Origin of the sequence: Adlercreutzia sp. ZJ304 (genome assembly GCF_011039075.1) — a bacterium.
Taxonomy (GTDB): domain Bacteria; phylum Actinomycetota; class Coriobacteriia; order Coriobacteriales; family Eggerthellaceae; genus Adlercreutzia_A.
In genome coordinates this window covers 111,837-137,066 of sequence record NZ_JAAKEG010000005.1, presented here as the reverse complement: position 1 = coordinate 137,066, position 25,230 = coordinate 111,837, and the positions used below count along the sequence as shown (strand labels likewise).

Annotated in this window: 22 protein-coding genes; 9 read left to right on the top strand and 13 right to left on the bottom strand. The window is 46.9% G+C overall.

The window, feature by feature from the left end:
- Nucleotides 1-408: 408 nt before the first annotated feature.
- A complete protein-coding gene (locus tag G7Y46_RS03910; RefSeq protein ID WP_165252623.1) occupies nt 409-3,624 on the bottom strand; it encodes an ABC transporter ATP-binding protein/permease in 3,216 nt (1,071 codons plus the stop codon).
- Nucleotides 3,625-3,852: 228 nt separating this feature from the next.
- A complete protein-coding gene (locus G7Y46_RS03905; protein WP_165062809.1) occupies nt 3,853-4,368 on the bottom strand; it encodes a ferritin in 516 nt (171 codons plus the stop codon).
- Nucleotides 4,369-4,433: 65 nt separating this feature from the next.
- Here G7Y46_RS03905 and tilS point away from each other — a divergent pair, with 65 nt between their 5' ends.
- Nucleotides 4,434-5,531 (top strand): tRNA lysidine(34) synthetase TilS, encoded by a 1,098-nt coding sequence (tilS, locus tag G7Y46_RS03900; RefSeq protein WP_165252621.1) that lies wholly within the window; start codon nt 4,434-4,436, stop codon nt 5,529-5,531.
- Between the two features lie 12 nt (nt 5,532-5,543).
- Here the strand turns inward: tilS and G7Y46_RS03895 are convergent, their stop codons facing one another.
- The gene (locus G7Y46_RS03895) at nt 5,544-6,503 is read right to left on the bottom strand and encodes a C-terminal binding protein (protein ID WP_165252619.1); all 960 of its coding nucleotides are present in this window, start codon (nt 6,501-6,503) and stop codon (nt 5,544-5,546) included.
- Between the two features lie 483 nt (nt 6,504-6,986).
- Here G7Y46_RS03895 and G7Y46_RS03890 point away from each other — a divergent pair, with 483 nt between their 5' ends.
- Entirely contained in the window at nt 6,987-7,238 is a 252-nt protein-coding gene (locus G7Y46_RS03890; RefSeq protein WP_165062812.1) for a GlsB/YeaQ/YmgE family stress response membrane protein, read from the top strand.
- Between the two features lie 81 nt (nt 7,239-7,319).
- Here G7Y46_RS03890 and G7Y46_RS03885 read toward each other — a convergent pair whose 3' ends face one another.
- From G7Y46_RS03885 to G7Y46_RS03870, 4 genes are all read right to left on the bottom strand, one after another.
- A complete protein-coding gene (locus G7Y46_RS03885) occupies nt 7,320-9,767 on the bottom strand; it encodes an FtsX-like permease family protein (protein ID WP_165252617.1) in 2,448 nt (815 codons plus the stop codon).
- 9 nt (nt 9,768-9,776) lie between these two features.
- Complete coding sequence (locus G7Y46_RS03880; protein WP_165252615.1) at nt 9,777-10,556, bottom strand: ABC transporter ATP-binding protein; 780 nt, start codon at nt 10,554-10,556, stop codon at nt 9,777-9,779.
- Nucleotides 10,557-10,719: 163 nt separating this feature from the next.
- Complete coding sequence (locus tag G7Y46_RS03875) at nt 10,720-11,940, bottom strand: HAMP domain-containing sensor histidine kinase (RefSeq protein ID WP_165252613.1); 1,221 nt, start codon at nt 11,938-11,940, stop codon at nt 10,720-10,722.
- Nucleotides 11,937-12,689 carry a response regulator transcription factor gene (locus G7Y46_RS03870; protein WP_241157041.1) on the bottom strand — a complete coding sequence of 251 codons (753 nt, stop codon included), beginning with the start codon at nt 12,687-12,689 and terminating at the stop codon, nt 11,937-11,939. The genes G7Y46_RS03875 and G7Y46_RS03870 overlap by 4 nt, the downstream gene beginning before the upstream one ends.
- A gap of 302 nt (nt 12,690-12,991) precedes the next feature.
- Here G7Y46_RS03870 and G7Y46_RS03865 point away from each other — a divergent pair, with 302 nt between their 5' ends.
- The 3 genes from G7Y46_RS03865 to G7Y46_RS03855 all read left to right on the top strand — a co-directional run bounded on the left by G7Y46_RS03865 (nt 12,992) and on the right by G7Y46_RS03855 (nt 18,506).
- Nucleotides 12,992-14,542 carry an alanine/glycine:cation symporter family protein gene (locus G7Y46_RS03865; RefSeq protein ID WP_165252611.1) on the top strand — a complete coding sequence of 517 codons (1,551 nt, stop codon included), beginning with the start codon at nt 12,992-12,994 and terminating at the stop codon, nt 14,540-14,542.
- Between the two features lie 268 nt (nt 14,543-14,810).
- Complete coding sequence (gene arsS, locus G7Y46_RS03860; protein ID WP_165252609.1) at nt 14,811-16,835, top strand: arsenosugar biosynthesis radical SAM (seleno)protein ArsS; 2,025 nt, start codon at nt 14,811-14,813, stop codon at nt 16,833-16,835.
- 138 nt (nt 16,836-16,973) lie between these two features.
- Nucleotides 16,974-18,506 (top strand): hypothetical protein, encoded by a 1,533-nt coding sequence (locus G7Y46_RS03855; protein WP_206214167.1) that lies wholly within the window; start codon nt 16,974-16,976, stop codon nt 18,504-18,506.
- On the opposite strand, the gene G7Y46_RS03850 is transcribed toward G7Y46_RS03855, so the two are convergent.
- The 6 genes from G7Y46_RS03850 to G7Y46_RS03825 all read right to left on the bottom strand — a co-directional run bounded on the left by G7Y46_RS03850 (nt 18,468) and on the right by G7Y46_RS03825 (nt 22,883).
- Nucleotides 18,468-19,103 (bottom strand): GyrI-like domain-containing protein, encoded by a 636-nt coding sequence (locus G7Y46_RS03850; RefSeq protein ID WP_165252607.1) that lies wholly within the window; start codon nt 19,101-19,103, stop codon nt 18,468-18,470. The two genes, G7Y46_RS03855 and G7Y46_RS03850, sit on opposite strands and share 39 nt — an antisense overlap.
- Before the next feature lie 170 nt (nt 19,104-19,273).
- Complete coding sequence (locus G7Y46_RS03845; RefSeq protein ID WP_165252605.1) at nt 19,274-19,969, bottom strand: ABC-2 transporter permease; 696 nt, start codon at nt 19,967-19,969, stop codon at nt 19,274-19,276.
- On the bottom strand, nt 19,966-20,868 hold the full coding sequence (locus tag G7Y46_RS03840; protein ID WP_165252603.1) for an ABC transporter ATP-binding protein: 903 nt from the start codon (nt 20,866-20,868) through the stop codon (nt 19,966-19,968). Before G7Y46_RS03840 ends, G7Y46_RS03845 begins: the two co-directional genes overlap by 4 nt.
- Nucleotides 20,869-20,948: 80 nt before the next feature.
- Nucleotides 20,949-21,323, bottom strand: coding sequence for a GntR family transcriptional regulator (locus G7Y46_RS03835; RefSeq protein ID WP_165062820.1), 375 nt, complete (start codon nt 21,321-21,323; stop codon nt 20,949-20,951).
- A gap of 271 nt (nt 21,324-21,594) precedes the next feature.
- Nucleotides 21,595-22,092, bottom strand: coding sequence for a manganese efflux pump MntP family protein (locus tag G7Y46_RS03830; protein WP_241157040.1), 498 nt, complete (start codon nt 22,090-22,092; stop codon nt 21,595-21,597).
- A gap of 137 nt (nt 22,093-22,229) precedes the next feature.
- Entirely contained in the window at nt 22,230-22,883 is a 654-nt protein-coding gene (locus G7Y46_RS03825) for a DNA-3-methyladenine glycosylase (protein ID WP_165252599.1), read from the bottom strand.
- A 150-nt stretch (nt 22,884-23,033) separates the two neighbouring features.
- Between G7Y46_RS03825 and G7Y46_RS03820 the strand changes: the two genes are divergently transcribed.
- The 4 genes from G7Y46_RS03820 (at nt 23,034) to hpt (ending at nt 25,228) form a co-directional block, all read left to right on the top strand.
- Nucleotides 23,034-23,681, top strand: coding sequence for a Maf family protein (locus G7Y46_RS03820; protein ID WP_165252597.1), 648 nt, complete (start codon nt 23,034-23,036; stop codon nt 23,679-23,681).
- A 120-nt stretch (nt 23,682-23,801) separates the two neighbouring features.
- Complete coding sequence (locus tag G7Y46_RS03815; protein ID WP_165252595.1) at nt 23,802-24,116, top strand: hypothetical protein; 315 nt, start codon at nt 23,802-23,804, stop codon at nt 24,114-24,116.
- On the top strand, nt 24,100-24,546 hold the full coding sequence (locus G7Y46_RS03810) for a PIN domain-containing protein (RefSeq protein ID WP_165252593.1): 447 nt from the start codon (nt 24,100-24,102) through the stop codon (nt 24,544-24,546). Before G7Y46_RS03815 ends, G7Y46_RS03810 begins: the two co-directional genes overlap by 17 nt.
- A gap of 130 nt (nt 24,547-24,676) precedes the next feature.
- Entirely contained in the window at nt 24,677-25,228 is a 552-nt protein-coding gene (gene hpt / locus G7Y46_RS03805; RefSeq protein ID WP_165252591.1) for a hypoxanthine phosphoribosyltransferase, read from the top strand.
- The last annotated feature ends 2 nt before the right edge of the window (nt 25,229-25,230 follow it).

Here is a 25,230-nt window from a genome sequence, read left to right as displayed (position 1 = left end):
TTGTCGCCCGATTTTGGCAACTTCTCAAAGTAACTGCCCCCTTACCGCCGCAGAAATACAAATGCAAAGTAGGTTGAAGCTTCCTAGTTCAAAAAAGTTACAAAAATGGTCAAAACTTCCAGCTTTCCACTGTGAAAAGCACAAAATAGCCCCTAGAGATGCACTACCAAATGCTGTTTGCCCAGTGTTCTCCACAATTCAAGCTGCCTTCATGGCAATCCGACCGTGGAAAGTCGGAAGTTTTGACCATTTTTCTGCAAAAAACTTCCCAAGGCCTGTAGTCCAAGCCTGTAGCCAATCGTACTAAAGAGCAGCGTGCCAAAGAATCGCACCAAATGCCGATCGCGTCATCGATCGACACTGATCGCACCACTATCGCACCACTATCGCGCCACTATCGCGCCAACTTTATTCCGAACGCAGCGCCTCTACCGGGTCTTTCCGACTGGCGCTGCTGGCAGGAATTAGACCTGCTATAAATGTAAGCGCAACGCTTATTATTACCAAAATGAAAGCGGCTTGCCATGGTAGGCTGGCTACATTTGGAACATCAAATAGCGTATACACAAGGGCGCTTATCGGTATACAACAAAGCGCAGTTATACCCACTCCAAGCACGCCCGCAATAAGCCCCTCTATAACAGTTTCGGCATTGAATACTTGGCTTATGTTGCCTTTGCTTGCGCCAATTGCGCGCAGTATACCAATTTCTTTTTTGCGCTCAAGCACGCTTATGTAGGTTATAACTCCTATCATTATTGAGCTAACAATAAGACTGATAGACACAAACGCTATAAGCACATAGCTAATCATATCTATGATGGTAGTTACCGAGCTCATTAATGCGCCCACAATGTCGGTATAGGTTATTGCTTTCGATTCCTGACCGCTTTCATTCATGCGATCGTTATAAGAATCTAGTATGTCTATAATGCCCTGCTTAGCTTCGAAATCTTTGGCAAAAATGTCTATTTCGTAAGGATTATCAATTTGTGCGTAGTTCAATTTTGCCAAATTATTATCGAATGAAGCTTCGGTGCCGCTCATCATCGACGTTATTAGTTCTGTAAGTTCTTCGTCGGTCATGTTGAATTCGAAGGCGTCTTTGAAAGCTTCAGCATCTATGCTCATAGCCTGCGACATTCCCTCGGACAGCTGGTTCATTGCTCGGGTCATAGCGGTGGTCATCGCTGTACGCATTTGCGCGGAAAGCGCACTCATAACTTCGGTCATGTACTGTGTCATGTAATTATTAAGATACTCTTGCATGGCGGCTTGCTGTTCAAGCTGTTGCTGCTGCATGGCGCTGGTGTCAATTAGACCATTTGCCATCGCGTCAGAAATTATGACTTTAGCGCTGTCGCTTGCCATATATGCCTGCACTTTTTCTGGCATGGTGGTGCCGGGTAGTGTGGTTAGTTGGTTTTGGAAGTCTGCCATAAGATCGCTAACCATTTTTGCAGCAACTTCTTGGTTAATTTGCATCCCCGACATATCCATGTCAGCGTTTTCGCCATTACTGCCGCCATTACTGCTGCCGCCGCCGCTACCGCTGTCGCCGCCGCTATCGCCGGGCATCTGCGAACCCATCTGGCTAAAGTCAATATTAGGTTGCGGCAAGCTGGACGAATCAAAATTAACATCAAGGTCGCTCAAATCTAGCTTCATCTTGCTTTCATCAAACTTGAATGCCGCTTGCAGCGCACCTGTGTTCACCTTGAATAAATTGCTCATATCGAAATCGGAACTTTTTTCGTCTTCTTCCGTAAACAATTTGCCGTTAAACACATCGGTATTTGGCTCTGCCAATTGGTCTTTTACTATCTGCGTTTCACCAGCTTGTTCTATCAAATGCTTAGTTAAATCTGGTGTGTAGTAAATTCCGCCAGAGTTTAGCATGGCTGAAGTGGCACCATTTTTAGGTTGCACAATGCCCGATATAACCAAATTTTCGCCGTTTTCTATAAGGCCTTTTACATATTCGTCATCGTCTGATTTGTCTATCCAGACACCAAATTCTTCGTCATACTGATAGTAGTCGGCTGAGCAAACTAGCTTTAATTTCAAGTTCAGGAAGTCGCTATAGGTAAATACGGCATTGTCGTTTACCTCGGTCACAACTTCTTCTTCGTTCATGAATGCGCGCACCATCTCGTCTAGCACGGCATGATCGCGCAGACCCAGTATGTACAGCAAAAAGTCGCTTACGCTGCCGTTTTCGGTAAGCACAAGCACGCATTCATTGTATTTTTCGGGCCAATGACCAGCCTTTACGTCATAGCTTTCTTTAGCCATATCCATAGTGCCCATCATTTGAGCAAACATATCGGTGCTCATCATGGTTGACATCATGTTATTTGTATACATGCTAGAGCCCATGCCCATTGAAGAGAATGTAGTGTCAGGGTTAACCTGCTGTACGCCATTTTCGGTATCTGCCAAATAGATTTGTGGTGTTACGTTGTACTTGTATTCCACATCGTTGGCAAATTCATATATGTTGCTTTCGCCGCTGTCTAGAAATTCTTTTAGCGATGCCAGATCGTTCGATCCTACACTTTCAAACATTCTGTTCATTACGTTGGCTTCGTGCACCACCGTATCGTCGCCATTTGTGCTTTTAGAATCTTCATTCGTCTCTTCGTTGACCATACCCATGCTAGATACCATCATTGATGTCATATCGAAACCGGTGCTTGTAATTTGCAACGGATAAGATGACAAGGTTTCTTCCTCTACGCTGGTTATGTAGTTGTTTACGCCGTTCGCCAATGCAAGAATGGCAGCAATTCCAATAATGCCAATGCTTCCCGCGAAAGCCGTCATTATTGTGCGGCCCTTTTTGGTCATAAGGTTGTTGAAAGAAAGCGAAAGTGCCGTTAAGAAACTCATAGATGTGCGGCGCGGCTTCTTCGCGGCTAGGCTGGCTAGTTCATCTGTTGTTGGGGCGTATGGGTCGGTATCGGCAAGAATGTGCCCGTCGGCTAAATTAACGATGCGCGTTGCGTATGTGTCAGCCAATTCCGGATTATGCGTAACCATAATTACTAGGCGGTCATTCGCTATTTCTGTTAGCAAATCCATAATCTGGATGCTGGTTTTGCTGTCTAGCGCACCGGTAGGTTCGTCGGCTAGCAATATTTCCGGATCGTTTATTAGTGCGCGCGCTATGGCGACACGTTGCATTTGACCGCCGGATAGCTGACTTGGCTTTTTGTGAACGTGGTCGCCTAATCCTACGCGCTTCAGTGCATCTATTGCGCGATTGCGTCGCTCTTCGCGACCTACGCCGGAAAGAGTCAGTGCCAGTTCCACATTTGCAAGCACGGTTTGGTGCGGAATAAGGTTGTAACTTTGGAATACGAAACCGATGCGGTTGTTGCGGAAAGTGTCCCAATCGCGATCTTTATAGTTCTTTGTGGATATACCATCTATTATCAGATCGCCAGAGTCGTAGTGGTCTAGTCCACCAATTATGTTCAGTAAAGTTGTTTTGCCCGAACCGCTTGGTCCAAGTATGGCAGCGAATTCATTATCGCGGAAATTGATTGATACATTATCTAGTGCTACTTGTGTGAAATCACCTGTGGTGTAGGACTTGCGGATATTCTTAAGTTGAAGCATAAAAGCCTTTCGTACTTTGGTACCGAGCTGGCGTTTGTGGTTGCATTCGAAAGAGCCTAGATCAATCGTCTATCGAATTCTAGCGATTTTGGTTTGCAATAAGCTCAGCTACCAGTAGTTGCGCCAGTTGCATTGCGTTTTTTAGGTTGTAATTCTACCGTAATACTGCTTTTATGCATTAAAAAAGACCGCCAAGAGACGGTCTTCATATATTCAACGTTTAATAATTTACTCGGCAGCCAGAGGGCTGGGAACGCTATATGCGCGACCGGCATACTCTTGGTTCAGCTCGAACAGCGAGTGCTTATCTTCGCCGAATAGTTCCATTTTGGTAATCATATCGCGGGCGGTGTCTTCTTCTTCCATCTGCTCATCAATAAACCACTTCAAGAACTGCATTGCGCGGTAATCTTTTACTTCTTCAGCTGCAGCATAAATGTCATTAATAAGGCTGGTGACATACTGCTCGTGCTCAAGCGCTGCCTTTAGCGGACCCATGTAGTCGGTGAAAGTTTTGTCTGGCTGAGCGATGGCTCCCAGCTTCGGCACTTGGTCGTTTTCTATCAAATACTTGCGGAAAATAAGCGCATGGTCGCGCTCTTCCTGAGCCTGAACCATATAAAAGTTCGCATAGCCGTTCAGTCCAGCATCTTCGTAATAATCGGCAAAAGACATGTACAGATAAGCCGAGTACAGTTCTTTGTTAATTTGGTCGTTAATTAGTTCGTAAACTTTTGCATCCATTCGATATTCCCTTCTATTTGATCGCTTGGTTGTGTTACATATTAGAATACCACCTAGGAGGCATTATGAATAATGAATTGATGCATACAATGTGCGGTACTGCGGAGAAATACGGGCTGTTTTGTGCCGACTCTGCTGTTTTGCTGATGGTGTCTGGCGGCAGCGATTCTACGGCGCTGGCGTATTTGATGGCGGCGGCGCGTGCGGCGGGCAAGGTAGGGCCTGTGGCTATGCTGCACGTAAATCATAAACTGCGCGGTTGTGCTTCAGATGAGGATGCGGAATTTGTATCTGGTCTGGCTGCGCTTTTGGATATTCCGCTATTTGTGTGCGAAGTGGACGTGGCGGGTGAGGCTGCTAGGTCGGGCGACAACGTAGAGGCTGTGGCGCGGCGCGAGCGATATGCGGCTGCAAATGAGGCGCTTTCGTCAATGTGTTTGCATGAATGCGTTCCGCTTTCTGAGGGGCGCATTGTAACAGCGCATACGGCAGATGATCGCATTGAGAATTTTTATATGCGCTCTATTGTTGGCACTGGTCCCGGTGGGTTTCGAAGTATGAAGCGCAAAAACGGACCGGTTGTGCGTCCGCTTTTGAATTGCACGCGCGAACAGCTGCGCGACTATATTTGCGCGCGCAAGGATGCTGGGCTTGATGTTATGGAAGATGCCGCCGGTGCGCTTTGGCGCGAAGATGCCACCAATGCGCATACTGACCGATTTCGGGCATATGTGCGTCACAAGATTGTGCCGCAAGCCAAGGAGTGGAGCGCTAGTATGCCGCAAACTCTTACGCGCACGATGGATTTAATTGCCGATGAAGACGATATGCTAGATGCTATGGCAGACGAAATTATTGCAGAGCGTGTAGATATGGTTGAAGGTGGTGCGTTTTTTAAGTTGTTGCCTGTATTCGGCGAAGTTCGCATGCCACTTCAGCGCAGAGTTGTGGTGAAGCTGCTGAAGCGGTTGTTGGGTGCCGACGAGCGTATCGATACTGCGTCTGTTGATGCAGTATTGGCAGCTTTTTCCGACGGCAAGCCAAAAAGTGGCTATGTTGCCAATATTCAGGGGAACTTAGCTATAAGTTCGAATAAGCGCGGGGTGCTAGTAGAGCCTATGGCTGAGTATCGCCGTCGTCGAAAGGGTTTGCTAGCTACCTAGCTACCTAGCTACCTAGTTCACGCAGTTTTCGGGAGTGCGCCCTAGCACTACGTCGATGGCATTCTGAGTGCAGCGGCGCCGCAGTTCTACGGCAGATTCTTCCGACCAATAAGCGGCATGTGAAGTTAATACTGTATGCGGCGCTTGACATATTGGCGATGCGGGGTCTACTGGCTCGTCTTCAAACACGTCTATACCTGCGCCCCACAACTTATCGTTAAAGAGCGCCTCTGCCAACGCATCGGTATCTATTACTGCCCCGCGCGAGGTGTTTATCACCACTGCATCTGGTTTCATAATGCCAATGTTTTGCGCGTTCAGCATGTGACGTGTTTGCGGTGCCAACGCTGTGTGGAAGCTAACTACATCGCTTTCGCGCAGTAAATTTTCAAACGTAGTGTAGGTAAATCCATCGGGCGATGTGCAATTGGGCGTGCCCGATCTATCCCACGCTATAACGCTAAATCCAAGACCGCGTGCTTTGCGGGCTACAGCTTGTCCAATATTTCCCATGCCCACCACGCCGAATGTGCGCCCATGCGCCTGCCCCAATGGGCGGTGGCGACGAAAATTCCATATGCCAGCGCGCATGTCTGCATCTATTTCATTAATGCGACGCAGCACGCACATGGCAAGTGCTATTGCGTGGTCAGATACCACTTCGGTGCCGTAGCATGGAACATTGCACACTCGCGTGCCGTTTTTAGTGGCGGCAATAACGTCTATGTTGTCTATTCCGGTGCCAGTTTTGCTAACAACTTTCAGCTGCGGAAGTGCGGCAAATACCTCTGCGGAATATTCGCCGTATGATGTAATGGCTCCATCGGCTTTGCGTAGATGCTCGATTATTTGGGTAGGGTGGCGCCCATCCGGTTCATTGTATGCGCGGAAAGTTATGCCCGCGGCCTCTATCATTTGGCGTTCAAATTCTGAATCGCCGAAATCGGTATCGGTAACTACGATAGTGGGCAAAACTCCTCCTTTATTCCTGCAACTGCGCTCTTATATCTTAAGTGTTGTTGCGTATTGTTGCGCGTATTTTCTAACAGTCATGTGCTGTAGCACTTTGCCAATGGGTATAGATTGTTCTAGCACTTCTATTTGGAAGAAATGGCATAAAAATTTGGAAAAATGGTCAAAACTTCCAGCTTTCCACGGTTGAACTGCCCCATGGTTGACCTGAATTGTGGAGAACACTGGGCAAACAGGGAATTCCTTGGCTTACGCAACGCGATTTAGCGCTTTCTACCATGGAAAGTCGGAAGTTTTGACCATTTGAGTCAACTTTTTTGGATATGGGAATAATTTTGCGCTTTCTGCGCAATGCCTTTCTACGCAATACGAAACTATGACAGGCTTCTTTCGGACTGTTTACGGGTGGGCTGTGCGCAACTTTAACTAGCGTTGCTCTTCTATGCTGAGTGTATTGTTGGCGAACATTGAAAGGAGTGAATCATGAGTATCATCGTCTGGATTATCATCGGCGGTTTAGCCGGTTGGGCTGGAAGCGCTATTATGAAAAGCGAAGGCGGACTGTTGCGCAATATTATTGTAGGAATTATTGGCGCTTTAGTCGGCGGTTTCATTATGAGTTTCATAGGAGCCGAGGGCTTTACCGGATTCAACCTGTGGTCGTTCTTAGTGGCGCTTTTGGGTTCTGTGGTGTTTCTTGGCGTTATGGGCATCTTTACCAAGCGTGCAACTTAAATGCAGAAGGAAAATTTAATCCTTCTACATCGGGGTTGCAACTTTTATAGAGGTGCAACCCCGATGATATGTGCCATGAAATTACTCGACAACCAATTTGCGGATGTTTACTTGGCGTATGGCGTTGCCTGATACATAAGCACTTATGGTAAAAATCAGAGAAAGCGCAAGCGGTAAAAGTATGACTTGCCACCATGGAAGGGCAATTGCGAAATTCCCAACGCCGAATAAACCGAATAGTTTACTAACTAACCAGCTGCCTCCGAGTGCCGTTATAGCTGTTCCCAGCGCAGACCCTGCTAGTGCAATGCTTAGGAATCGCAGCGCAAAAGAAATACGAAGCGCGCGCACGCGAAACCCTAAAGCTCGATAAATTCCTAGGTCGCCTCTCTCGCTTGTAAACATGCGGTTGCTAATTAGCGCTACGGCTACGCATGCTAATACTCCCGCGAAAGCCGCCATGGCATAACCCATAGTTATGAATAAGTTTCTGATTAGGGCTACCATATTTGTGGAACCTCTGAAAATACCGGTGTCTTCTAAGCTTATATCTTCGCCAAAGCGCGTTTCTAGTGCGGTGCGCACTTCATCGGTTTTGTTTGGGTCTACTAATTGGTATTGGCGCGAATCTCCGCGATTGGCTTTTTCGATACTAACCAGCTGCTCTAGTCCTTCGTATGTAAGGATAGTTCCATATCCTGCATTTAGCATGGCAGAAAGAATACCCGAAACTAGATATTCCTTTTCAGCGCCGGTGCTGTCGGGCAGCATCAGTTTGTCGCCCACGCTAAGCCCCATATCTGAGGCAAGACTCATTCCGACAAGCGCCTCGTTTGTTTGTGTGGGTTTGCGTCCAGATACAACAGTAGCATCGGAAAATATGCTCATGTCTGTTAGCCCTACAAATGTACGGCTTTCACCATTTATGTTAATCATAGTAACAGCTTCTTCCCATACACGCTTTATCGGGCAAACTTCTTCTATAGCTGAATTAACATCTTCAAAAGACAAATTGTCGTTTTCAAGCGACACAGAAAGATCGCTTTCCCACAATCCAAAGGCTTTATACACGGCATCTTGTGTGTTTAGGGCACCGCCAATTCCAAATATTAGCGCGATGAATGCGCACAGCAAAAGCGAACACGCCGCCAGACCAATATAGCTGCGTTTTTGCGCAACAATAGCGCGCCAAGCCAAAGAAGCTTCAAGCCACGAGCCGTTAATTGCGCAATTAGCGCGTGGTGAAAATCGCACATCTCCATGCCCGCTGCGCAGGGCAGAAAGCGGCGATATGACCGAAAGTTTGCGCGCTTTTAGAAACACGGTAGCCATCATAAGCACCATAAGAGTTGCTAGACAAATAAGGATGGTGCTAGGGAAGCTGGCGTTTTGGGTAAGGACCCCGGTTAGCAGCATAAATGCCGACCATGTAAAAGGCTCAATTGCTATTCCTACTACGAACCCTATAACCATTCCTGCCAAGGCAGCTATCATGTATTGAAGCGCAAGTGTGCGCCGCAGAGTTTTTGCCGGCACGCCTAGCGCCTTAATAATTCCCCAGTCCACATAGCCCTCGCGTATAGATGCAGACACCGAATGCACGCATATTACAAGCGCTATCGCAAACAAAAGGCACGCAAAAACGCCAAGGATGGCTGTTGCTACATTTACTACCATAAGCGCGTATCCCGCCAAAGTCTGGCTAGAGAACAGGTTTGTTGCGCTGGCGCCCCAAGTGGTGTTTTCGCCTATGATGCGCGTTAAATCTTGACTAGTAAGTCCGCTTGCTTGTGCGGCGGGTGTCATATATACGTTTATTTCGGTTAAGGGGAAAGCGGTGTGCGCCCGCGCGAATATACTGCTTTCGCCACGGATGGTGGCGCTGTTGAATATGTCGCTGACTTCTGCGTGCAGCGCATTGAAGGTTTCCGTTGCTAGCAAATAGCGATTGGTGTCCATAAACGGTGTTCCCATTTGCGGATCTTCGAAATACCCGGCAATTTTAAGGCGCACCTGTTTATCGCCTATGGTAAGCACAGCGAAGTCGCCTATATTCACATTTTGAAGAATGTGTATGGCGGGGGTGATATAAATTTCGTCAGCGCGCGGAGGCGTAGGGTTTGTTTTATATGTGTCGAAATTGTCTTCAAGCATTTTGTAGGAAATTCCGGTGCCCCATGCTTCGAAGATTTCAGACGATTGCGTTGTGTTGGCTACAGTTTTGCCCTGCGCATTTTCAAAGTTCACCGTAACAGAGAATGTAGGCGTTTCTAAAACACTTTCCACTTCGGGAAGCGCTTTAATGTCGTCTATGGCTTGGCTGTTTAAGTTGGTAGGGAAGTCTGTGGCAAATGCGTCTCCTGCATTCGCTTCTTGTAGAGCGGCGGTTTCCCGCGTGGTAAGGTCGGTGGACAGACATAATGTAAACGTAAGGGCGAAAGAAGCCAGCATTACTAAAATTCCCAAGCCAATGAATGTTTTCTTGTCTCGCTTTAGCCCGGCTAATACCAGTGTACGCAGAGGTTCCATATTGTGCCCTTACCATGAAAGCGACGAAAGCCAAGCGTTTGCTTGCGCTTCGCGGTCGCGCGTATACGAGATATCGTTGCTGCGCTGTGCATCCCATGGCGGCAGATTGAATTCGCCCCGCACATCGCCATCTTCTAAGTAAAGTATGCGATTGCCGCGCATGGCGCTACGTATGTCGTGCGTCACCATAACGATTGTTTGACCTGTGGCGTTTATTTCGCTTAAAAGCGCCAGCACTTCCAAGCTATTGGCGCGATTCAGTGCACCTGTGGGTTCGTCTGCAAATACGATGTCTGGTTGGTTTACCACCGCTCGTGCCACGGCGCATCGCTGTTGCTGTCCGCCCGACGACTGATTGGGAAGATGGTTTGCCACATCGTGTAAGCCCATGCGCTCTATAAGGTTTTCAACTGCTTCTAGCGTCTTTTTAGGTGTGCGACCTTCTTTTAAGTATCCGGGTACAGCTATGTTTTCAAAAAGCGTTAAATTGCTGACCAAATTTGCTGCCTGAAAAACGAACCCGAAGTGCTGTGCCCGCAAATTAGCAAGCTCTTGTTCCTTCATGCGCACAATACTTTTTTCGCAAAACAGCATATCTCCTGCGGTAGGCTTATCCATGCCCGATAAACAGTACAGAAGCGTCGATTTTCCCGAGCCGCTTGGTCCCATAACAGACGTGAAATCGCCTTTATATATTTTCAGGTTAATATTGCCTAATACGTGGGTTTGCACTCCGTCGGCAACGTAGCTTTTGGCTAGGTCAACTGCTTCTAATGCAATTTGTTTCATTGTATTTTTCCATTCTCTAAACCGTGCTGAAAGCTACTTTACGAAATGTAATATTAAGAAGTCATTAAGGTATGCGCCCTATACGCGAAATCGGAAAGATGGAGTGAGGGTTGCGCAGCTTCTGAACGTAACCTTTCCGACTTTACCAATAGTGCGTGCAAGATTATTCGGCGTGTGGAAGAGGAAGTTCCAAAACTATACATAGTCCGGGATTGGCGTTTTGAATCTGCATCGTGCCGTTCATGCGGTTCATAAGGTAGTTGGCTATGAATAAACCTAATCCTGCTCCAGTTTTGTCTTTTGCGTTTGCGCCGCGATAGAAACGCTGCGCAAGGAATGGGATATCTTCAGCGGCAGCACCGGTGCCAAAATCGCGCACTGTTATGCGGTAAGCGTCAGCGCTAAGCATGCCGGAAATTTCCACAGCAGACCCGGTGGCGTATTTCGCAGCGTTTACTAGTAAATTATCTACTACTTGTTTTAGTCGCTTGGAATCTATGTTTAGTGTGGCTTGATCGGCACGCACGCACGTAACGTGTACGGCTTCGGCAAAGTTGCTTGCGCACTGGTGCAGAATGGGAGCAACGGGTGTTGCCGTGCATGTTACATCTATGCGATCCATGTCGGCTAGCGCGTGTACCAACAAATCTTCTACAAGCTCTGCAGCTTCATCGCATTTTGACATTATTATGCGTTCGTAGGCTAGGCGCTCTTCGGGAGTTTGGTCTAACTGAAGTTCTAGCGCTTCGGCATAAGTACGAAGCGATGCAAGTGGGGTGCGCAAATCGTGCGAAAGCGATGCTAATGCTGTTTTGTAGGCAAGTGCAGCAGCTTGTTCCTTTTCGCGCGAGCGCTTCAATTCTGCACGTAGATGATCGAACGCCCACGCGAAGCGTCCAAACGGATTAGAGCGCTCATATGCAAGAGGCGCATCTAAATTTCCATTTGCTACTTGCCCCGCGAAATCTTCCAAGCGTATAAAAGGGCGAATAACGCTGAAATACATATATAAAGACAGGACTAACACGGCGACAATTGATGCAGCGGATAAGGTTAGAATTGCTGCGAGTATGCGAAAATCTTGTTCAGAGGCAGCGCTGCGTAGGATATCTTGCGTGGATGCAAGGGCATCGTCAGCCAATTCGATACTTGCTATTGCGCTTTCGCCCGCTTCGCTTTTACCTGCATCATTTCCTGCGGCATTTGTGTCTAGTAAGCTGGTGCGCGCCTCGTTCAAATGCAAAATTTCTTCGCGCAATTTATTTGAACCGGAATCGCCTATACAAAACGCTGCAGCGCATATTGCGATTGCAACTATGGCAGCAATCGCAATTGTCGTATACGCAATAAGTCGCTTTTGTATTCTATTGCTCTCGTTTGTCATTGCGAATCTGTTTCCTTTGGTGCGTCAAATAGATAGCCCTTTCCGCGGACAGTCTTAAAGAAAACGGGGTTGGCGGGATCGTCTTCTAGTTTGGCGCGCAGCCAGCTTATATGCACCGCCACAGTTTGTGCCTCTACGCTGCAGAATGCTCCCCATATCTCGCTTAACAGGGCTTCTTTTGAAAAGGCTTTATTGCAGTTACCCATCAAAAATGCGGCAAGCGCAAATTCTTTGGGCGACAGTTCAACTTGAATGCCATTTTTAAGTATCCGACCACTTGAAATATCAAGCGTGAATGGACCTATTGTTATCGGCGCCTCTGGCTCGGTAGACCTATTTCGGCTGCTGCCTCCAGTCATGGTGCCGCTATTGCGCCTCATAAGCGCTTTTATCTGAGCTAATAACTCTTTTAGGCTAAATGGTTTTGGAAGGTATACATCTCCCCCTTCTTCTAACGCTTTTATGCGGGCATCTGCTTCAATGCGTGCCGAAACGAACAGCAAGGGTACACCGCTTTTGCGGCGCAGTTGTCTGCATAGGGTAAATCCATCGTCGCCCGGTAAATTCACGTCTACTACCAAACAGTCAAACGTTTTGCTTTCTAGCAGTTCGTAGGCTGCTTCGGCACTTACAGCCGCATGTACGCAAAATTCATTTGCTTCTAAGAAACGTTTTATTATCTTGGCTAAATCTTTATCATCTTCAACAATAAGTACGCGTCGTACTCTGTTTGTTTGCGGCATTTCCATATCTCGCATTCATCTACAGTACAAATGACACAATAAAGGGCGCACTGAATTTTGCGCTTTCATTACTTTCATTAAAAGCAAGCGCCATTATGGCATCGTTATCGTTCTTGGGCAATTTTGCCAACATCTTGGTTAAAAGGTAATAACAGCTTTTTATCAAATAGGAAATCTTGGCTGTGCTGTATTTGGGCTGCTTGAGAATGTAATTTACATTCTCATTCTTACTTTGGAGAAGCCATCTTCAACTAAACGCTTATGGAGGCGACAGAAAGGCGGCAGCTTTACAGAGAGGGAGTGTCGCAATGGATACGGCAAGCGTAAGTAGCTTTCTTGTTTCGTTAACGGGCGATATCAATAGTTTTATGTACACCTATATTTTGGTAATCCTGTTGGTGTTTACCGGGGTGTATTTCACCATTCGCACGCGGTTCGTACAGCTGCGATACATTAAAGATATGCTTACCCAGCTTTCCGAAAAGCGCGTTGACGCGGGCGGCAAAGCTATTTCGTCGTTTCAAGCTATGATGGTATCAACCGGGTCGCGCGTAGGCACGGGCAATATAGCCGGTATTGCGACCGCTTTGGCTATAGGTGGTCCGGGTGCGTTGTTTTGGATGTGGGCAATGGCGCTTATTGGTGCCGCTTCGGCTTTTGTGGAGTCTACGCTTGCGCAAATCTGGAAAGTCAAAGTTGGCGATGGAGAATTTCGCGGCGGTCCGGCGTACTATATGCAGCAAGGTTTAGGCAAGAGATGGATGGGCGTAATGTTTGCTGTCTCGCTTATAGCTTGCTATGCCATAGGTTTTAATGAGCTTCAAGCTTATAATGCGGCTTCGGCACTGGAATACTACATTCCTGATTACTCCACCAACGGCGCGGCTGTAATTATGGGCGTTGTACTTACTACACTAACGGCGGTTGTTATTTTTGGTGGCGCTAAGCGCATTTCAGTTATCAACTCCGTAGTTGTGCCCATTATGGCTTTGGCTTATATCGCGCTTGGCATTTGGGTAACTTTAAGCAATGTTGGTCTGCTGCCGCAGGCTTTCTCTCTGATGTTTAGTTCCGCCTTCGATTTTCAGGCTATATTCGGCGGATTTGCCGGCTCAGCGGTTATGCTGGGAATTAAGCGCGGTCTTTTCTCTAACGAGGCTGGCATGGGTTCGGCGCCTAATGCCGCCGCAACGGCATCGGTGTCGCATCCGGTGAAGCAGGGATTGGTGCAAACGCTGTCTGTTTATATTGACACTATGTTTATCTGCACCTGCTCGGCTATGTTGGTGCTGGTGTTTATGGTGCAAAACCCTCAAGCTGCGTCTGGCTTAAACGGGATGCCGTTGGTACAAATGGCTGTCTATCAATTCGCGGGCAATATTGGCATAGCCTTCATTACGGTAGCTGTTTTTCTATTTGCTTATACCAGTCTTATCGGCAACTACTTTTACGCAGAGTCAAACTTGAAATTCATTTTCGGCGAAAAGAAACGCCTCATTTTTTGGTTTAGGATTGCTTGTTTAGTCGTAATTTTTGCAGGTTGTTTAAGCAGTTTCGATTTGGCATGGAACATAGCCGATATTCTGATGGGCATTATGTGCATCATTAATCTTGTTGGCATTTTGCTGCTGGGGAAGTGGGCTATTCGTTGTCTGGATGATTACGCGCGTCAGCGCAAAGCGGGTGTAAATCCTGTGTTTAATGTGTCGTCAATTCCGGGAATGCCTGCGTGTGAGTGCTGGAACAACACCGACAATCGGCGCACAACCGGGCGCATAACCACCGACGAAAGTAAATTTCCAATAATGCAGCAAAATGGTGCGGCAAGTTTGGTGTCTGACGGATTGCGGGAACTTTAATTCGGAAAAATGGTCAAAACTTCCGACTTTCCACACTCAAACACACCTAATAGCACCCGCCGAGACACCATTGAACACTGTTTGCCTAGTGTCCTCCACATTTCAAGCGGGCTATATGGCACTTCCACCGTGGAAAGCCGGAAGTTTTGACCATTTTTTCTGCAAAAGTTGATATGCGTGCAATTCTGTTTAGCGAAAATCGCTAGTCGTGCATCTAGTATTAGATATAATCCAATGTGTTTTATGCACTTAAATAACGGAGGGGTGTATGTCAACTTGCCAGTCTCATAGCGTGAAGCGCCGTTTGTTCAAAGATGCCGGGCGCGCTTGTCCTATTGACTACAAGATTGCTAAAGATGCATTCAGCGGTACGCCGCAGGAAAGTTGCGATGTTTTGTATGTGGTAGGTGGTTTGTACGGCAATCCTTTCGCGCTCGATGCTATAGAGGCTATGGTTCAGGCGGAAGACAGCAGCAAGAAAACACTTGTGGTATTTAACGGCGACGCGCACTGGTTTGACAAAACTGCCGAAAATTTCGCCGCTATTGAAGATCGTATTCAGAAATATGTGCCGCTGGTAGGCAATGTTGAAGCTGAACTGCGTCGTCAGACCGATGTGGGGGTGGGGTGCGGCTGCGCCTATCCGGAATGTACGACTGACGAGGCGGTTTCGCGTTCGAACAGAATACATAAGATGCTGTCTATAGCGGTAGATAAGCATCCCGAATTAAAGCAGCGTCTTGTTGGGCGTCCAGCTACGCTTACTGTAGATGTAGCTGGCTTTAAGGTGGGAATAACCCATGGCGACGAGAAGCTGATAGGTGGATGGGATTGCTCGCGCGAAACCCTGCAAGACATAATGCGGCAAGACGAATTAGATGGTTTCATGGCGGCAAACAGCATTGATGTTTTTGTCACAACGCATACGTGCGCGCCTGTGGCTCTAACGTTGGCGCGTGGCGCCATTATAAATAACGGTGCCGCTGGCCTTCCGAATTTTGCGGGCGAGAATTTCGGGTTATGCATTCGCATTGCGTGCAATTCTAGTGAAGAATGGTCGTTTGGCACGCAGCTTGATGATTTGTTCATTCAGGCTGTGCCTGTTCGCTACGATCATAATGCGTATGTGAAGTGGTTTGATGCGTTGTGGAGTGAAACTAGTCCTGCGGCTGTATCGTACAGGGACCGCATACTTAACGGTCCGGAAGACTATTTGATCGACTCTTTGCTGGGTGGGTTTAGTTGTGGACCTTCTGCTGCGGGCGTTCGAAGAAGCGGCACTCGGGCTACAGTGCGCGATGTGAATTTGGAATTAGCCAAGCTGTTGTACTTCGAAGATGTGTTAGACGATGAATCGTGTACGATAACCGATCCGTTTCCTAATACTTTGCAAGTGAATTTAACGGCTAAATGCAATATGGCTTGCACGCATTGCCATCACGGTTGTAATCCTAAGCGTGACGAACATATGAATCATGAAACGTTGGAAGCCATTTTGAAAGTGGCGCGCGATAGACAAATGCAGACTATAGACATAACGGGTGGCGCGCCTGAAATGCATCCGGAATTCGAGTGGTTTTTGCGCGAGGCTGCCAATGCTGTGTCTAATGTAATGGTGCGTACAAATTTGACAGTGCTAGATTTGCCTGAGTATTCCCATCTTTTGGATGTGTATGCACGTTTGGGTATAGAACTTGCGGCGTCGCTTCCTAATGTGTTTGGTGCGCAGGCCGATATGCAGCGCGGGCACAAAACATATGACAGGTCGATAAAGATATTGAAATCGCTGAACGACTTAGGTTATGGGCGCGATTCTTCTTGTGTATTAGATTTAGTGTTTAACCCGCAAGAGCCAATTATGCCGCCAGAGCAGAATGAACTTGAACAGATGTATAGGCGACGTTTGGGGCAGGTAGGCATTGATTTTAATAATCTATTTGCTGTCGCAAATAACCCTATTGGTAAATATGGTGCAAGTCTTATAGATTCCGGCGCATTCCAGAATTATATGGATTTGCTAATAGACAGTTTCAACCCTGATACATGCGAAAACATGATGTGCCGCCATCAGCTTTCCGTAGGGTGGGATGGCACGGTGTATGACTGCGACTTCAATTTAGCATTGGGGCTTGCTGCCGAGGATGAAAACGGACCTATAAACATTGCCGATTACGCTAACAATGCTGCTCGTTCGCTTCAGCGCAGCATTAAGTTTGGGAACCATTGTTATGCGTGTACCGCTGGGTTTGGGTCTAGCTGCGGTGGCACATTAGTGCAGGGCGAAGCCAGCTAGAATAGGGCGCTTGGGTGGCACATGTGTGCGTCTGCCGATTCTAAAGTTGACAAATTATATATATTGGTTAATGTCCAATATTAGACATAGACAAACTATGTTTAACATCATGCCCACGCAAAAAGGAGGTTGAAAGGCATGACGATGGATATGACCACCGGTATATTCTTCTGGGGCTTTATGATCGTATATGGCATTGTGATGTTTGCCATAGCCCCGAAGACTGTGACTGTAGGCGGCTTCTTTAGAGGTGAAGATCGCAAGGGACGCGATGCCAATCCTTGGCTTGTCATGGCGTCCGTCTTCATTGCATGGATTTTTGCGAAGTCGGTTACAAACGCGGCTAATATGGGCGCCAATTTCGGTATTGTAGGCGGTGTTGGATACGCAGTATATTGGCTGTGTATTCCGCTAACCGGTTGGGCGCTTTATAGGCTTCGCGTGAAGTTTCGCGCAACGTCGCTTGTCAGCTTCCTAACCGAGCATTATGGGGTTGCAGCGGCATTTTGTTTTTCGGCAGCTATTCTTGTACGTCTGTTTAACGAAATTTGGTCGAACACATCTGTTGTAGGTGCCTACTATGGCAATTCGGGTACTGCACCGTTTATTATTGCAGCAATTTTGTTCACTCTACTTACGCTGGCATATTGTTGTCGCTCGGGCATGCGCGGCTCTCTTATTACCGACATGGTGCAAGCAATACTATTCGCAGCGTTGCTTATTGCAGTGTTGTGCTTTGTTGTGCCCACACATGGTGTTGGTGAATTCATGTCAACCGGCGTATGGACACTGGAAGGCGGCGTTGACTTCATAATAGGTGCTGGCTTGCAATGCTTAAGCTACGGTTTTCACGATGCGGTGCTAACCGACCGCGGCTTTCTATGTGAAGCCAAGAAAATGCTGAAAGCATTTATCGTGGCTGGCTTGCTGGGTTTTGTAGCTATTGTGCTGTTTTCGTTCATCGGCGTGTACGCCTATCTTGAGGGAATGAGCATTAGTGGCTCAGACGCGCCTGTGGTTGTTGCGGAATCGTTCGGTATACTGGCGTTCTTCTGCATGGCAGTCATAATGATAATGACGGCTGGCTCTACGCTGGACTCAACTTTTACAGCGCTTTCGAAGCTGACCGCGCGCGATTTGCCGGGCATTTTGGGTAAGAATCTAGATCATGTTCGCCGTGCGGGCATTTTGTTTATGATTGCTTTTGCAATTGTGGGCAACCTGCCTATGATTATGGGCGCCGACATTATTCTAGCTACCACAATTTCCGGCACCATGATAATGGGCTTAGGTCCCATCTTCTTAATGCATGGCGTAGTGAAGCCGACTAAAGTAGGTTTCTTCCTAGCCTTCTGGATTGGCATGGTTTTGGGCATTTGGGATGTTGTTGATGCGGCATCGCTCTCGTTTATGAATATAGGCGCTGGCAAGTATGCGAATTTCCTAGGTGTTAATCTCTGGGGCGCTATTATTTGCTGGCTGGCTTACATTATTCCGGGCGTTGTGGGAATGATGCAAGACAAAGCGCGTGGTATTGAGCCTACTTGGAAAGGACTTTCTCGCGAAGAAATACGTGCCAACGAGGAAAAAGAGCGCGAATTGGAAGCTGCGGGCACGGGAGATGTACCCAGCTTACATTCTTGCAATGGGCAGGCGAATTACGGTTCGTAGCCTTTCTGGGGCGCAGCGACGCGGATCGGACAAATATATTTCATGGTGCAGGCGCTCGTCCGTCAAGTTCACGCAAAAGCCCTGCTCGGCTGCAAATTTATGCATACTTTCTATGGTTGGCGGTTCGTCGTCGTAAGGACCAATGTGCATGCATTGCACACACATGCCTTCGTTTATGGTTAGCATTTCGGCGGCAGAAAAGTCGGCACCTTTCTTTTTGCTGGCTTCTTCTGCTGCCCACGTAAATACATCGGGCGTTACAAAATCTGGAAGTCTTATGCAGCTTATCCATTTGAATTCCGATTTACGGGCGGGGTCGAATTCGCCGTTACTTTCATCTAGCGACCAAAAACCTTCCAGTGGCGGCACCACATAGGGAAAGTATCCGTCTATATTGTGCCCTGCTTTCGGCGACATTTTTATAGTGAAAGAAATTCCATAGAGCATCTGCATAGCCCTTTGATATTGTCCCCCTTCGACATTTGGGTCGCCCTGACCCCTGACGGCAACATAGGTAATGCTAGGCATTTCAATTATGGAAGGCTTTTTCGATGGTTGGTATATGTCCTTGTATTCTTTCTTGAAATCAAACGCCATGGTTGCCACTTTCTTAGTAAGGTTTATCGAAGTGTGCTTGCTGCACCAACAGCCTGCGCCAGCAGCCGCTCTAGCGTTTCAGACGTTTCCGTAGCTGCCAATTATAAACGACAATGTTGCGCTGTATGTATTGCCAATAATTGCCGGACTTGCTTTTGACTCAAGCTGTGTTACAAATTGCGACCCTCGTACAACTTTGCTGCAAGTGCGGCGCTAGCAATATATAAAGTTACAGAAACCACAATTCCCACCGTCCATAAAATTGCTACTGCAGACGTGTTGAAAAGCGCAGTTTCAACCGTTTCCATAATTGGCGTACCATCCACGAAAACCATTCCTATAGCCAGTATCATTATAATAATAACTGGCACTATTCTTATCCCTTTTGTCATTCCGAAACGCATAATAAGAGGAAGCCCTATTGCAGCCGCTATCAGCATTATTAGTAAAGATACTCCGCCGCTTGCCACTACATACAGCGGATCTGTGTTTGTAAGAAGCATTTTCTCTGGAACCTCTATGCTTCCAACTAACATTTCTGCCACACCCGTAAAAGCAAATCCAATAATTATTGCTAGCAAAAAGTTAAGCAGAGCCACTATTGCTATGCTTGCATATCTGCCATAAGCTACTTGATGGCGTGTTATTGGAAGCGTAAGACGGAATTGTTCCCAATTATTCATTTCATCATAGGCTGCAATACTGTAGAAATACATGCACGACATACCCATTGAAATAGCAGCAACGCCGACAATTGCCGACTGCGTAGATATCATTATAAATACGCCTACAATCAGCATCATTACAATCGTTTGCACGAAGGCATTTTTCATGGTTATCAAGTCGGAGAAAATCATTGCTTTCATATGCGTTCTCCTTTCAAGAAAAGCGTCATGTAGGTTTCTATATCTACTTTGTCGCACACTATATTTGGGTAGGCTTGCTTGAAAGCTGTGCGATCTGGCACAAGTAAGTCAATTTCGTATTGGTTGCGCATTATGCGTATTGGTTGTGCATCGGGGCTTAGCGCGTCTGAACTTTTTATTGCTTCAAAATCTGCGGTGCGACATCGAACTATTCCTGCTATATCGCAAATTGCATCTTTATCCACATCGAATACGACACGCCCGTTGTCTAGGCATACAACTCTGTCGGCTATTTTGTCTAAATCGGTAGTTATATGAGTAGATAGCAGTATGCTTTTGTCTCCCTTTTCCATGTATTTGCGCAGAATTTCTAGCACGTCGGCTCGTGCAATCGGGTCTAGCCCGGCGGTAGCTTCATCCAATATTAGCAGCGACGGATTATGCGACATGGCAAACGCAAGCGTTAATTTCATTCCCATACCGCGCGACAAATCGTCCACTTTCTTGTTTTTATCAAGTTGAAAGCGCGAGCAAAGCTCCCAGAAATTGTTGCTGTCCCAATTACTGTACGCCATGCGCCCAATTAGCTCTACGTCACTAACGCGCCCTTCTTTAGGAAATGCGCACGTGTCGAATACTACTCCGATGCGACTTTTGATGTTTGTGTTTTGCGAACTTTTTAACGGCAATTTGTGCCCCAACACTTCAATTGTGCCCGCATCTATGTCGATAATTCCAAGCAGCGCTTTCAAGGTGGTGGTTTTCCCGGCACCGTTGCCGCCTATTAGTCCCACTACGCAGCCTGACTCCACGCTAAGATTTACGCCGTCTAAAGTGAAGTTGTCGTAGTGCTTTGTAAGCCCTCTTACTTCAATCATGTTATGTACAATTTCGTGCATCTGGGTGCACCTTTCTTTTCTCGGGCGTTGTTCGAGTTTGTTTCTATAGTTGGTTGTGAAGGTGACAACTGTGTAAATTGTCAGTTTTCGCTGGCTATTACATCTATCATTTCATGAATGTCTTGGATGCTAAGGTTGGCGGTTTTTGCTTCGGCGTACACTTTCTCCAGTAACTGCTCTATGTTGCGCAATTGCTCTTCGCGCAGCAGTTCCATATTTCCGCCGGATACAAAACTTCCCTTGCCCTGTACTGTGTCTATAAAACCAAGTTGCTCCAGTTCTGCATATGCACGTTTTGTGGTTATTACGCTTACTCTTAGGTCGTTCGCAAGCGATCTAATTGATGGCAGCGATTGACCTTCGCGCAACGTACCCACAAGAATTGCATCTTTGATTTGCCGCGCTATTTGCTCATAGATTGGCAGATCGCTCGAATTAGAAATGATAATTTCCAAGCTACTCCTTGTCCTTCGGCGCTTTATCGTCGGGGCGTCCCCGTCGGATAAAGCGGAATAGTGTATATACCCTATATGCACAGTATATACATTCTCTAGGAATGCTGTCAAATTAGAACAGTCGCATCGTCGCGCAAAACGGCGAAAACAACTGAAAAATAGGAGAATGCCGTTCATCGCGCAGAAGCCCAATTTTGCGCGATGAGCCCAAAGAAGAAGACCCGGCAAGGTGGTTCATTCGCGATATTTGCGATGGCGCTTCTTGCCGGTTTTACGCAAGCAAACCTAAGTGTTCTAGCAGTATTTTCACGCCAATAAGTATTAGGATAATGCCTCCGGCTATGGTGGCGGTGCGCTCGAAGCGTGAACCAAATTTGCTGCCAATTGCAACACCTATAAGCGAAAGCGCGAATGTTGTTAGCCCTATAACAACTGCCGCCAACGCAATGTTTACACCCAGAAACGCGAACGATACACCCACAGCTAAAGCATCTATGCTTGTGGCTATTGCAAGTGCAAGCAGCTCTTTCATATCTAGTTTTGGTACGGTAGTAGAGCAGTCTATGCTTTCGGGCTTTTCGTGCGCAGCTTCAATTAGCATTTTGGCACCTATGAATGCAAGCAAAATAAAGGCAATCCAATGATCGACAGGCTCTATTACGCCGGCGAACGATACGCCTAAAAGCCACCCGATAACAGGCATAATTGCTTGGAACCCGCCAAAGAATAAGGCAACAATTGCGGCGTGATGCCAGTTCACTTTCCGCATGCAGAGCCCTTTGCAAACAGATGCAGCGAAAGCATCCATCGAAAGACCAACTGCTACTATAAATAATTCAACTATTCCCATTTTTTAATTCTAGCATTAAGAACTATTGCGAACTTTGGTTGCATAAGCTAACCGCATTATCTGGCTTTTTTGGGCGCATAGTCGCGGCTATAGCCGGGCACATTCATGTGCGATATCGCCCATAAATACAGGCTAGCCACGCTTCCGTAGGGGCTGTAGCGCCGTCTATATTTCTCAAACAGCTGGCGTGTTACTTTTCTGTGGTGGTAAACCATGCGCATTCCGCGATGAATGCCCAAATCGCCAAAACTTAATATGTCCATGCGGTTTAGGCAGAACAGCAAAAGCATTTCGGCGGTCCACTTTCCTATACCTTTTAGCGAGCATAGTGCTTCTATAGCTTCGGCATCGCTCATGTGTTCTACTGCGTCCAAATCGAATTCGCCGGCTTTTATTTTGGCGGCAAAATCTTTGATATATTCAGCTTTTCGAAACGTCATTCCGCACGACTGAAGGCTATCTACACTGGCATCATTGATGCTTTCCGGCGTAATTTCGCCTAGCTTTTCTTGCATGCGTCGCCATACGGTCTGTTGGGCGGCGGTGGAAATTTGCTGCCCTATTATCGTGTGAACAACGGCAGAAAATAAATCGTTATCAAGTTCGCGATACACGTGCCCGACAGCATCAATCGCGGCACCCAGTTTGGCATCTTTGGCTTTTAGAAATTCCACGGCTTCGTTGCTGTATTCGAAATATTTGCTTGCCATTTGCGCCTTTCCGGTCGTAGCTTCTTGATAGATAATTAGCGATGCAGATTTGAATAATACTACCTTGAAGCGGCAGCATGCGCAGGTAACAAGTGCAGTAAACTTGCTAGCGATTGTGCGGCTTTGAATGGTGTGCGAATAGGAGTTGTTATGGATGCTACAGATGCGCCTTTAAATGCGCCTTTGAATATTATCTTGGCTAGCGGTAGCCCGCGCAGGCGCGATTTGCTGCGCGATGCCGGTGTGAAATTCACTGTGCGCACGCCGCATAAGGCGGTAGATGAGCAGCTAGAGCCCGATCAGCTTATTATGCCGGCAGAGGCTGCCAAGAAACTGGCAGAGCGTAAAGCGGGTGCGGTAATGCAAGAGCTTTTGGCGGAATCGCCGGTGGGTATGTTTGCGGTTATAGGGGCAGACACCATGGTGGTGAAAGGCTCGCGCATTTTTGGCAAGCCGCGAAATTTGGAAGATGCAAAAGGCATGCTGCGCGAATTATCGGGTTGCACCCATCAGGTTATAACCGCTGTATCGGTTTGGATGATGGCTGCACCGGAAGCTGAAAATATTTCAATGGCTTATCGTACATTTGCTGAAGCCAGTAGTGTTACATTTCGTCAACTTACCGAAGATGAAATAGTTGCTTATTTACGCAAAGGTGAATCGTTCGACAAAGCGGGTGCCTATGCCATACAGGGCGAAGGTCGTGCGCTGGTGGAAAGCTACGAAGGTGCGCTAGACAACATAATAGGGCTTCCCGTAGAACGTCTGTTGCGCGAATTTCCCGATTTCGCCAGCTAACAATGCAGAGAAGATGCAGCACCAAACTATGCATTTATTAAAAACGCATATTGCCTTGGTTGACAATTAGGAATAATAGTAAGAAAATGTCATACGTCATACAGTTTATGAGGTGGCATTATGAGCAAAATGGTTTCGGCACGCATTCCTGATGCGCTTTATGAACAAGGAAGCATTCAACTTGAAAAGCTGGGGTCTAGTCCTAGCGCATTAGTTAATGCTGCATTTGAATATTTGGTTGCTGAGCATTCGCTTCCACTTAGTGGGCACAAAGGTAAAGTTAATAAAAAGCGCACTCTTTCGAAAAAAGAAACAGCCCGGTTAAAGGCTGCGTTTCAGGCTTGTAGTCTTAATATAGATATTCCTAGCAGTGTTGCCTACGATAAAAATTTGGCACATGAGGTAAGACGTGGAAAATATGAAACTCTTGCTTGATACAAATGCTTTGATAGATCTTATTGCGTGCAGAGAGCCCTATGTTTTTGATATTCGTAAACTTTGTATCGCTTCTACATTTGGAGATGTGCAACTATGGGTAAGCACGCAATCTTTTGCTGATGCTTATTATGTTTTGCGCAAAAGCGCCACGGAAAAACAAGTCAAACAGGCGCTTCTATCGGTTTTGGAATTCGTGTTGCCGTGTGGCACTTATGCTGCCGATATTAAGGCGGCGTTAGAATCTGAATGGCACGATGTGGAAGATTATTTGATAGCTTTTTCGCCGAAACATATTGGGGCTGACTATATGATAACTCGCGATGCAGATATGTCTTCGAAGTGCCCCATAAAGGCAATGACTGCGCATAATTTTGTGAAGTACTTGGAAACCGAGCATGGGCTTGTTTATGACGACATAAGTATTTAGCTATTGTGTTTCGATGCGTCTATTTATGTGCTTTCGAAATGTTGCAAGTGTGTTCGTAATCTAGCTGTTATTAAATAGTGCCTTTGAAATGATAAACTGAACACTTATAACATTTGTGAAGGGAACTGTAGTGCATGATGATATCTCACGACAGCTTTTCGATGAACAGCGAATAGCGCAGCGTGTTAGCGAATTAGGTGCCACCATAACGGCTGACTATCAGCCCTTAATTGCCGCGCACGACCAAATAGTTATGGTGTGCGTGTTGCGTGGTGCGGCTGTGTTTGCAGCCGATCTTGCGCGCGCCGTGAAATTGCCGGTTGAAATGGATTACATGTGTGTATCTTCTTACGGCGATAGCGCTACAAGTTCAGGCACAGTGCGTATCCAAAAAGACCTAAGCACTAACATAAAAGGTCGCCATGTCATCATTGTGGAAGACGTGGTAGATACGGGTCTTACCCTGAAATATTTGCGCAAAAATCTAATGTCGCGCGGGCCGGCTTCCGTGCAAATTGCTGCATTTTTACACAAACAGCACGAAGGTCAGGCACAGCTAGATTGTCGCTATATCGGGTTCGAATGCCCCGATGAATTCATCGTTGGCTACGGGCTAGATTACGCCGAGCGCTATAGAAACCTTCCATATCTAGGTATTTTAAAGTCAGAGATATACAGTTAAGG

Excerpts from the sequence above, each read along its gene's own strand:
- G7Y46_RS03890 (WP_165062812.1), top strand. The coding sequence starts at position 6,987 with ATGAGTATCATCGTCTGGATTATCATCGGCGGTTTAGCCGGTTGGGCT.
- G7Y46_RS03845 (WP_165252605.1), bottom strand. The coding sequence starts at position 19,969 with ATGAAAGCAATGATTTTCTCCGACTTGATAACCATGAAAAATGCCTTC.
- G7Y46_RS03870 (WP_241157041.1), bottom strand. The coding sequence starts at position 12,689 with ATGGAAATGCCGCAAACAAACAGAGTACGACGCGTACTTATTGTTGAA.
- G7Y46_RS03830 (WP_241157040.1), bottom strand. The coding sequence starts at position 22,092 with ATGCGGAAAGTGAACTGGCATCACGCCGCAATTGTTGCCTTATTCTTT.
- G7Y46_RS03840 (WP_165252603.1), bottom strand. The coding sequence starts at position 20,868 with ATGCACGAAATTGTACATAACATGATTGAAGTAAGAGGGCTTACAAAG.
- G7Y46_RS03855 (WP_206214167.1), top strand. The coding sequence starts at position 16,974 with ATGACGATGGATATGACCACCGGTATATTCTTCTGGGGCTTTATGATC.
- G7Y46_RS03850 (WP_165252607.1), bottom strand. The coding sequence starts at position 19,103 with ATGGCGTTTGATTTCAAGAAAGAATACAAGGACATATACCAACCATCG.
- G7Y46_RS03885 (WP_165252617.1), bottom strand. The coding sequence starts at position 9,767 with ATGGAACCTCTGCGTACACTGGTATTAGCCGGGCTAAAGCGAGACAAG.
- G7Y46_RS03825 (WP_165252599.1), bottom strand. The coding sequence starts at position 22,883 with ATGGCAAGCAAATATTTCGAATACAGCAACGAAGCCGTGGAATTTCTA.
- G7Y46_RS03820 (WP_165252597.1), top strand. The coding sequence starts at position 23,034 with ATGGATGCTACAGATGCGCCTTTAAATGCGCCTTTGAATATTATCTTG.
- tilS (WP_165252621.1), top strand. The coding sequence starts at position 4,434 with ATGAATAATGAATTGATGCATACAATGTGCGGTACTGCGGAGAAATAC.
- G7Y46_RS03815 (WP_165252595.1), top strand. The coding sequence starts at position 23,802 with ATGAGCAAAATGGTTTCGGCACGCATTCCTGATGCGCTTTATGAACAA.
- G7Y46_RS03810 (WP_165252593.1), top strand. The coding sequence starts at position 24,100 with ATGAAACTCTTGCTTGATACAAATGCTTTGATAGATCTTATTGCGTGC.
- G7Y46_RS03880 (WP_165252615.1), bottom strand. The coding sequence starts at position 10,556 with ATGAAACAAATTGCATTAGAAGCAGTTGACCTAGCCAAAAGCTACGTT.
- G7Y46_RS03910 (WP_165252623.1), bottom strand. The coding sequence starts at position 3,624 with ATGCTTCAACTTAAGAATATCCGCAAGTCCTACACCACAGGTGATTTC.
- arsS (WP_165252609.1), top strand. The coding sequence starts at position 14,811 with ATGTCAACTTGCCAGTCTCATAGCGTGAAGCGCCGTTTGTTCAAAGAT.
- G7Y46_RS03865 (WP_165252611.1), top strand. The coding sequence starts at position 12,992 with ATGGATACGGCAAGCGTAAGTAGCTTTCTTGTTTCGTTAACGGGCGAT.
- G7Y46_RS03875 (WP_165252613.1), bottom strand. The coding sequence starts at position 11,940 with ATGACAAACGAGAGCAATAGAATACAAAAGCGACTTATTGCGTATACG.
- G7Y46_RS03905 (WP_165062809.1), bottom strand. The coding sequence starts at position 4,368 with ATGGATGCAAAAGTTTACGAACTAATTAACGACCAAATTAACAAAGAA.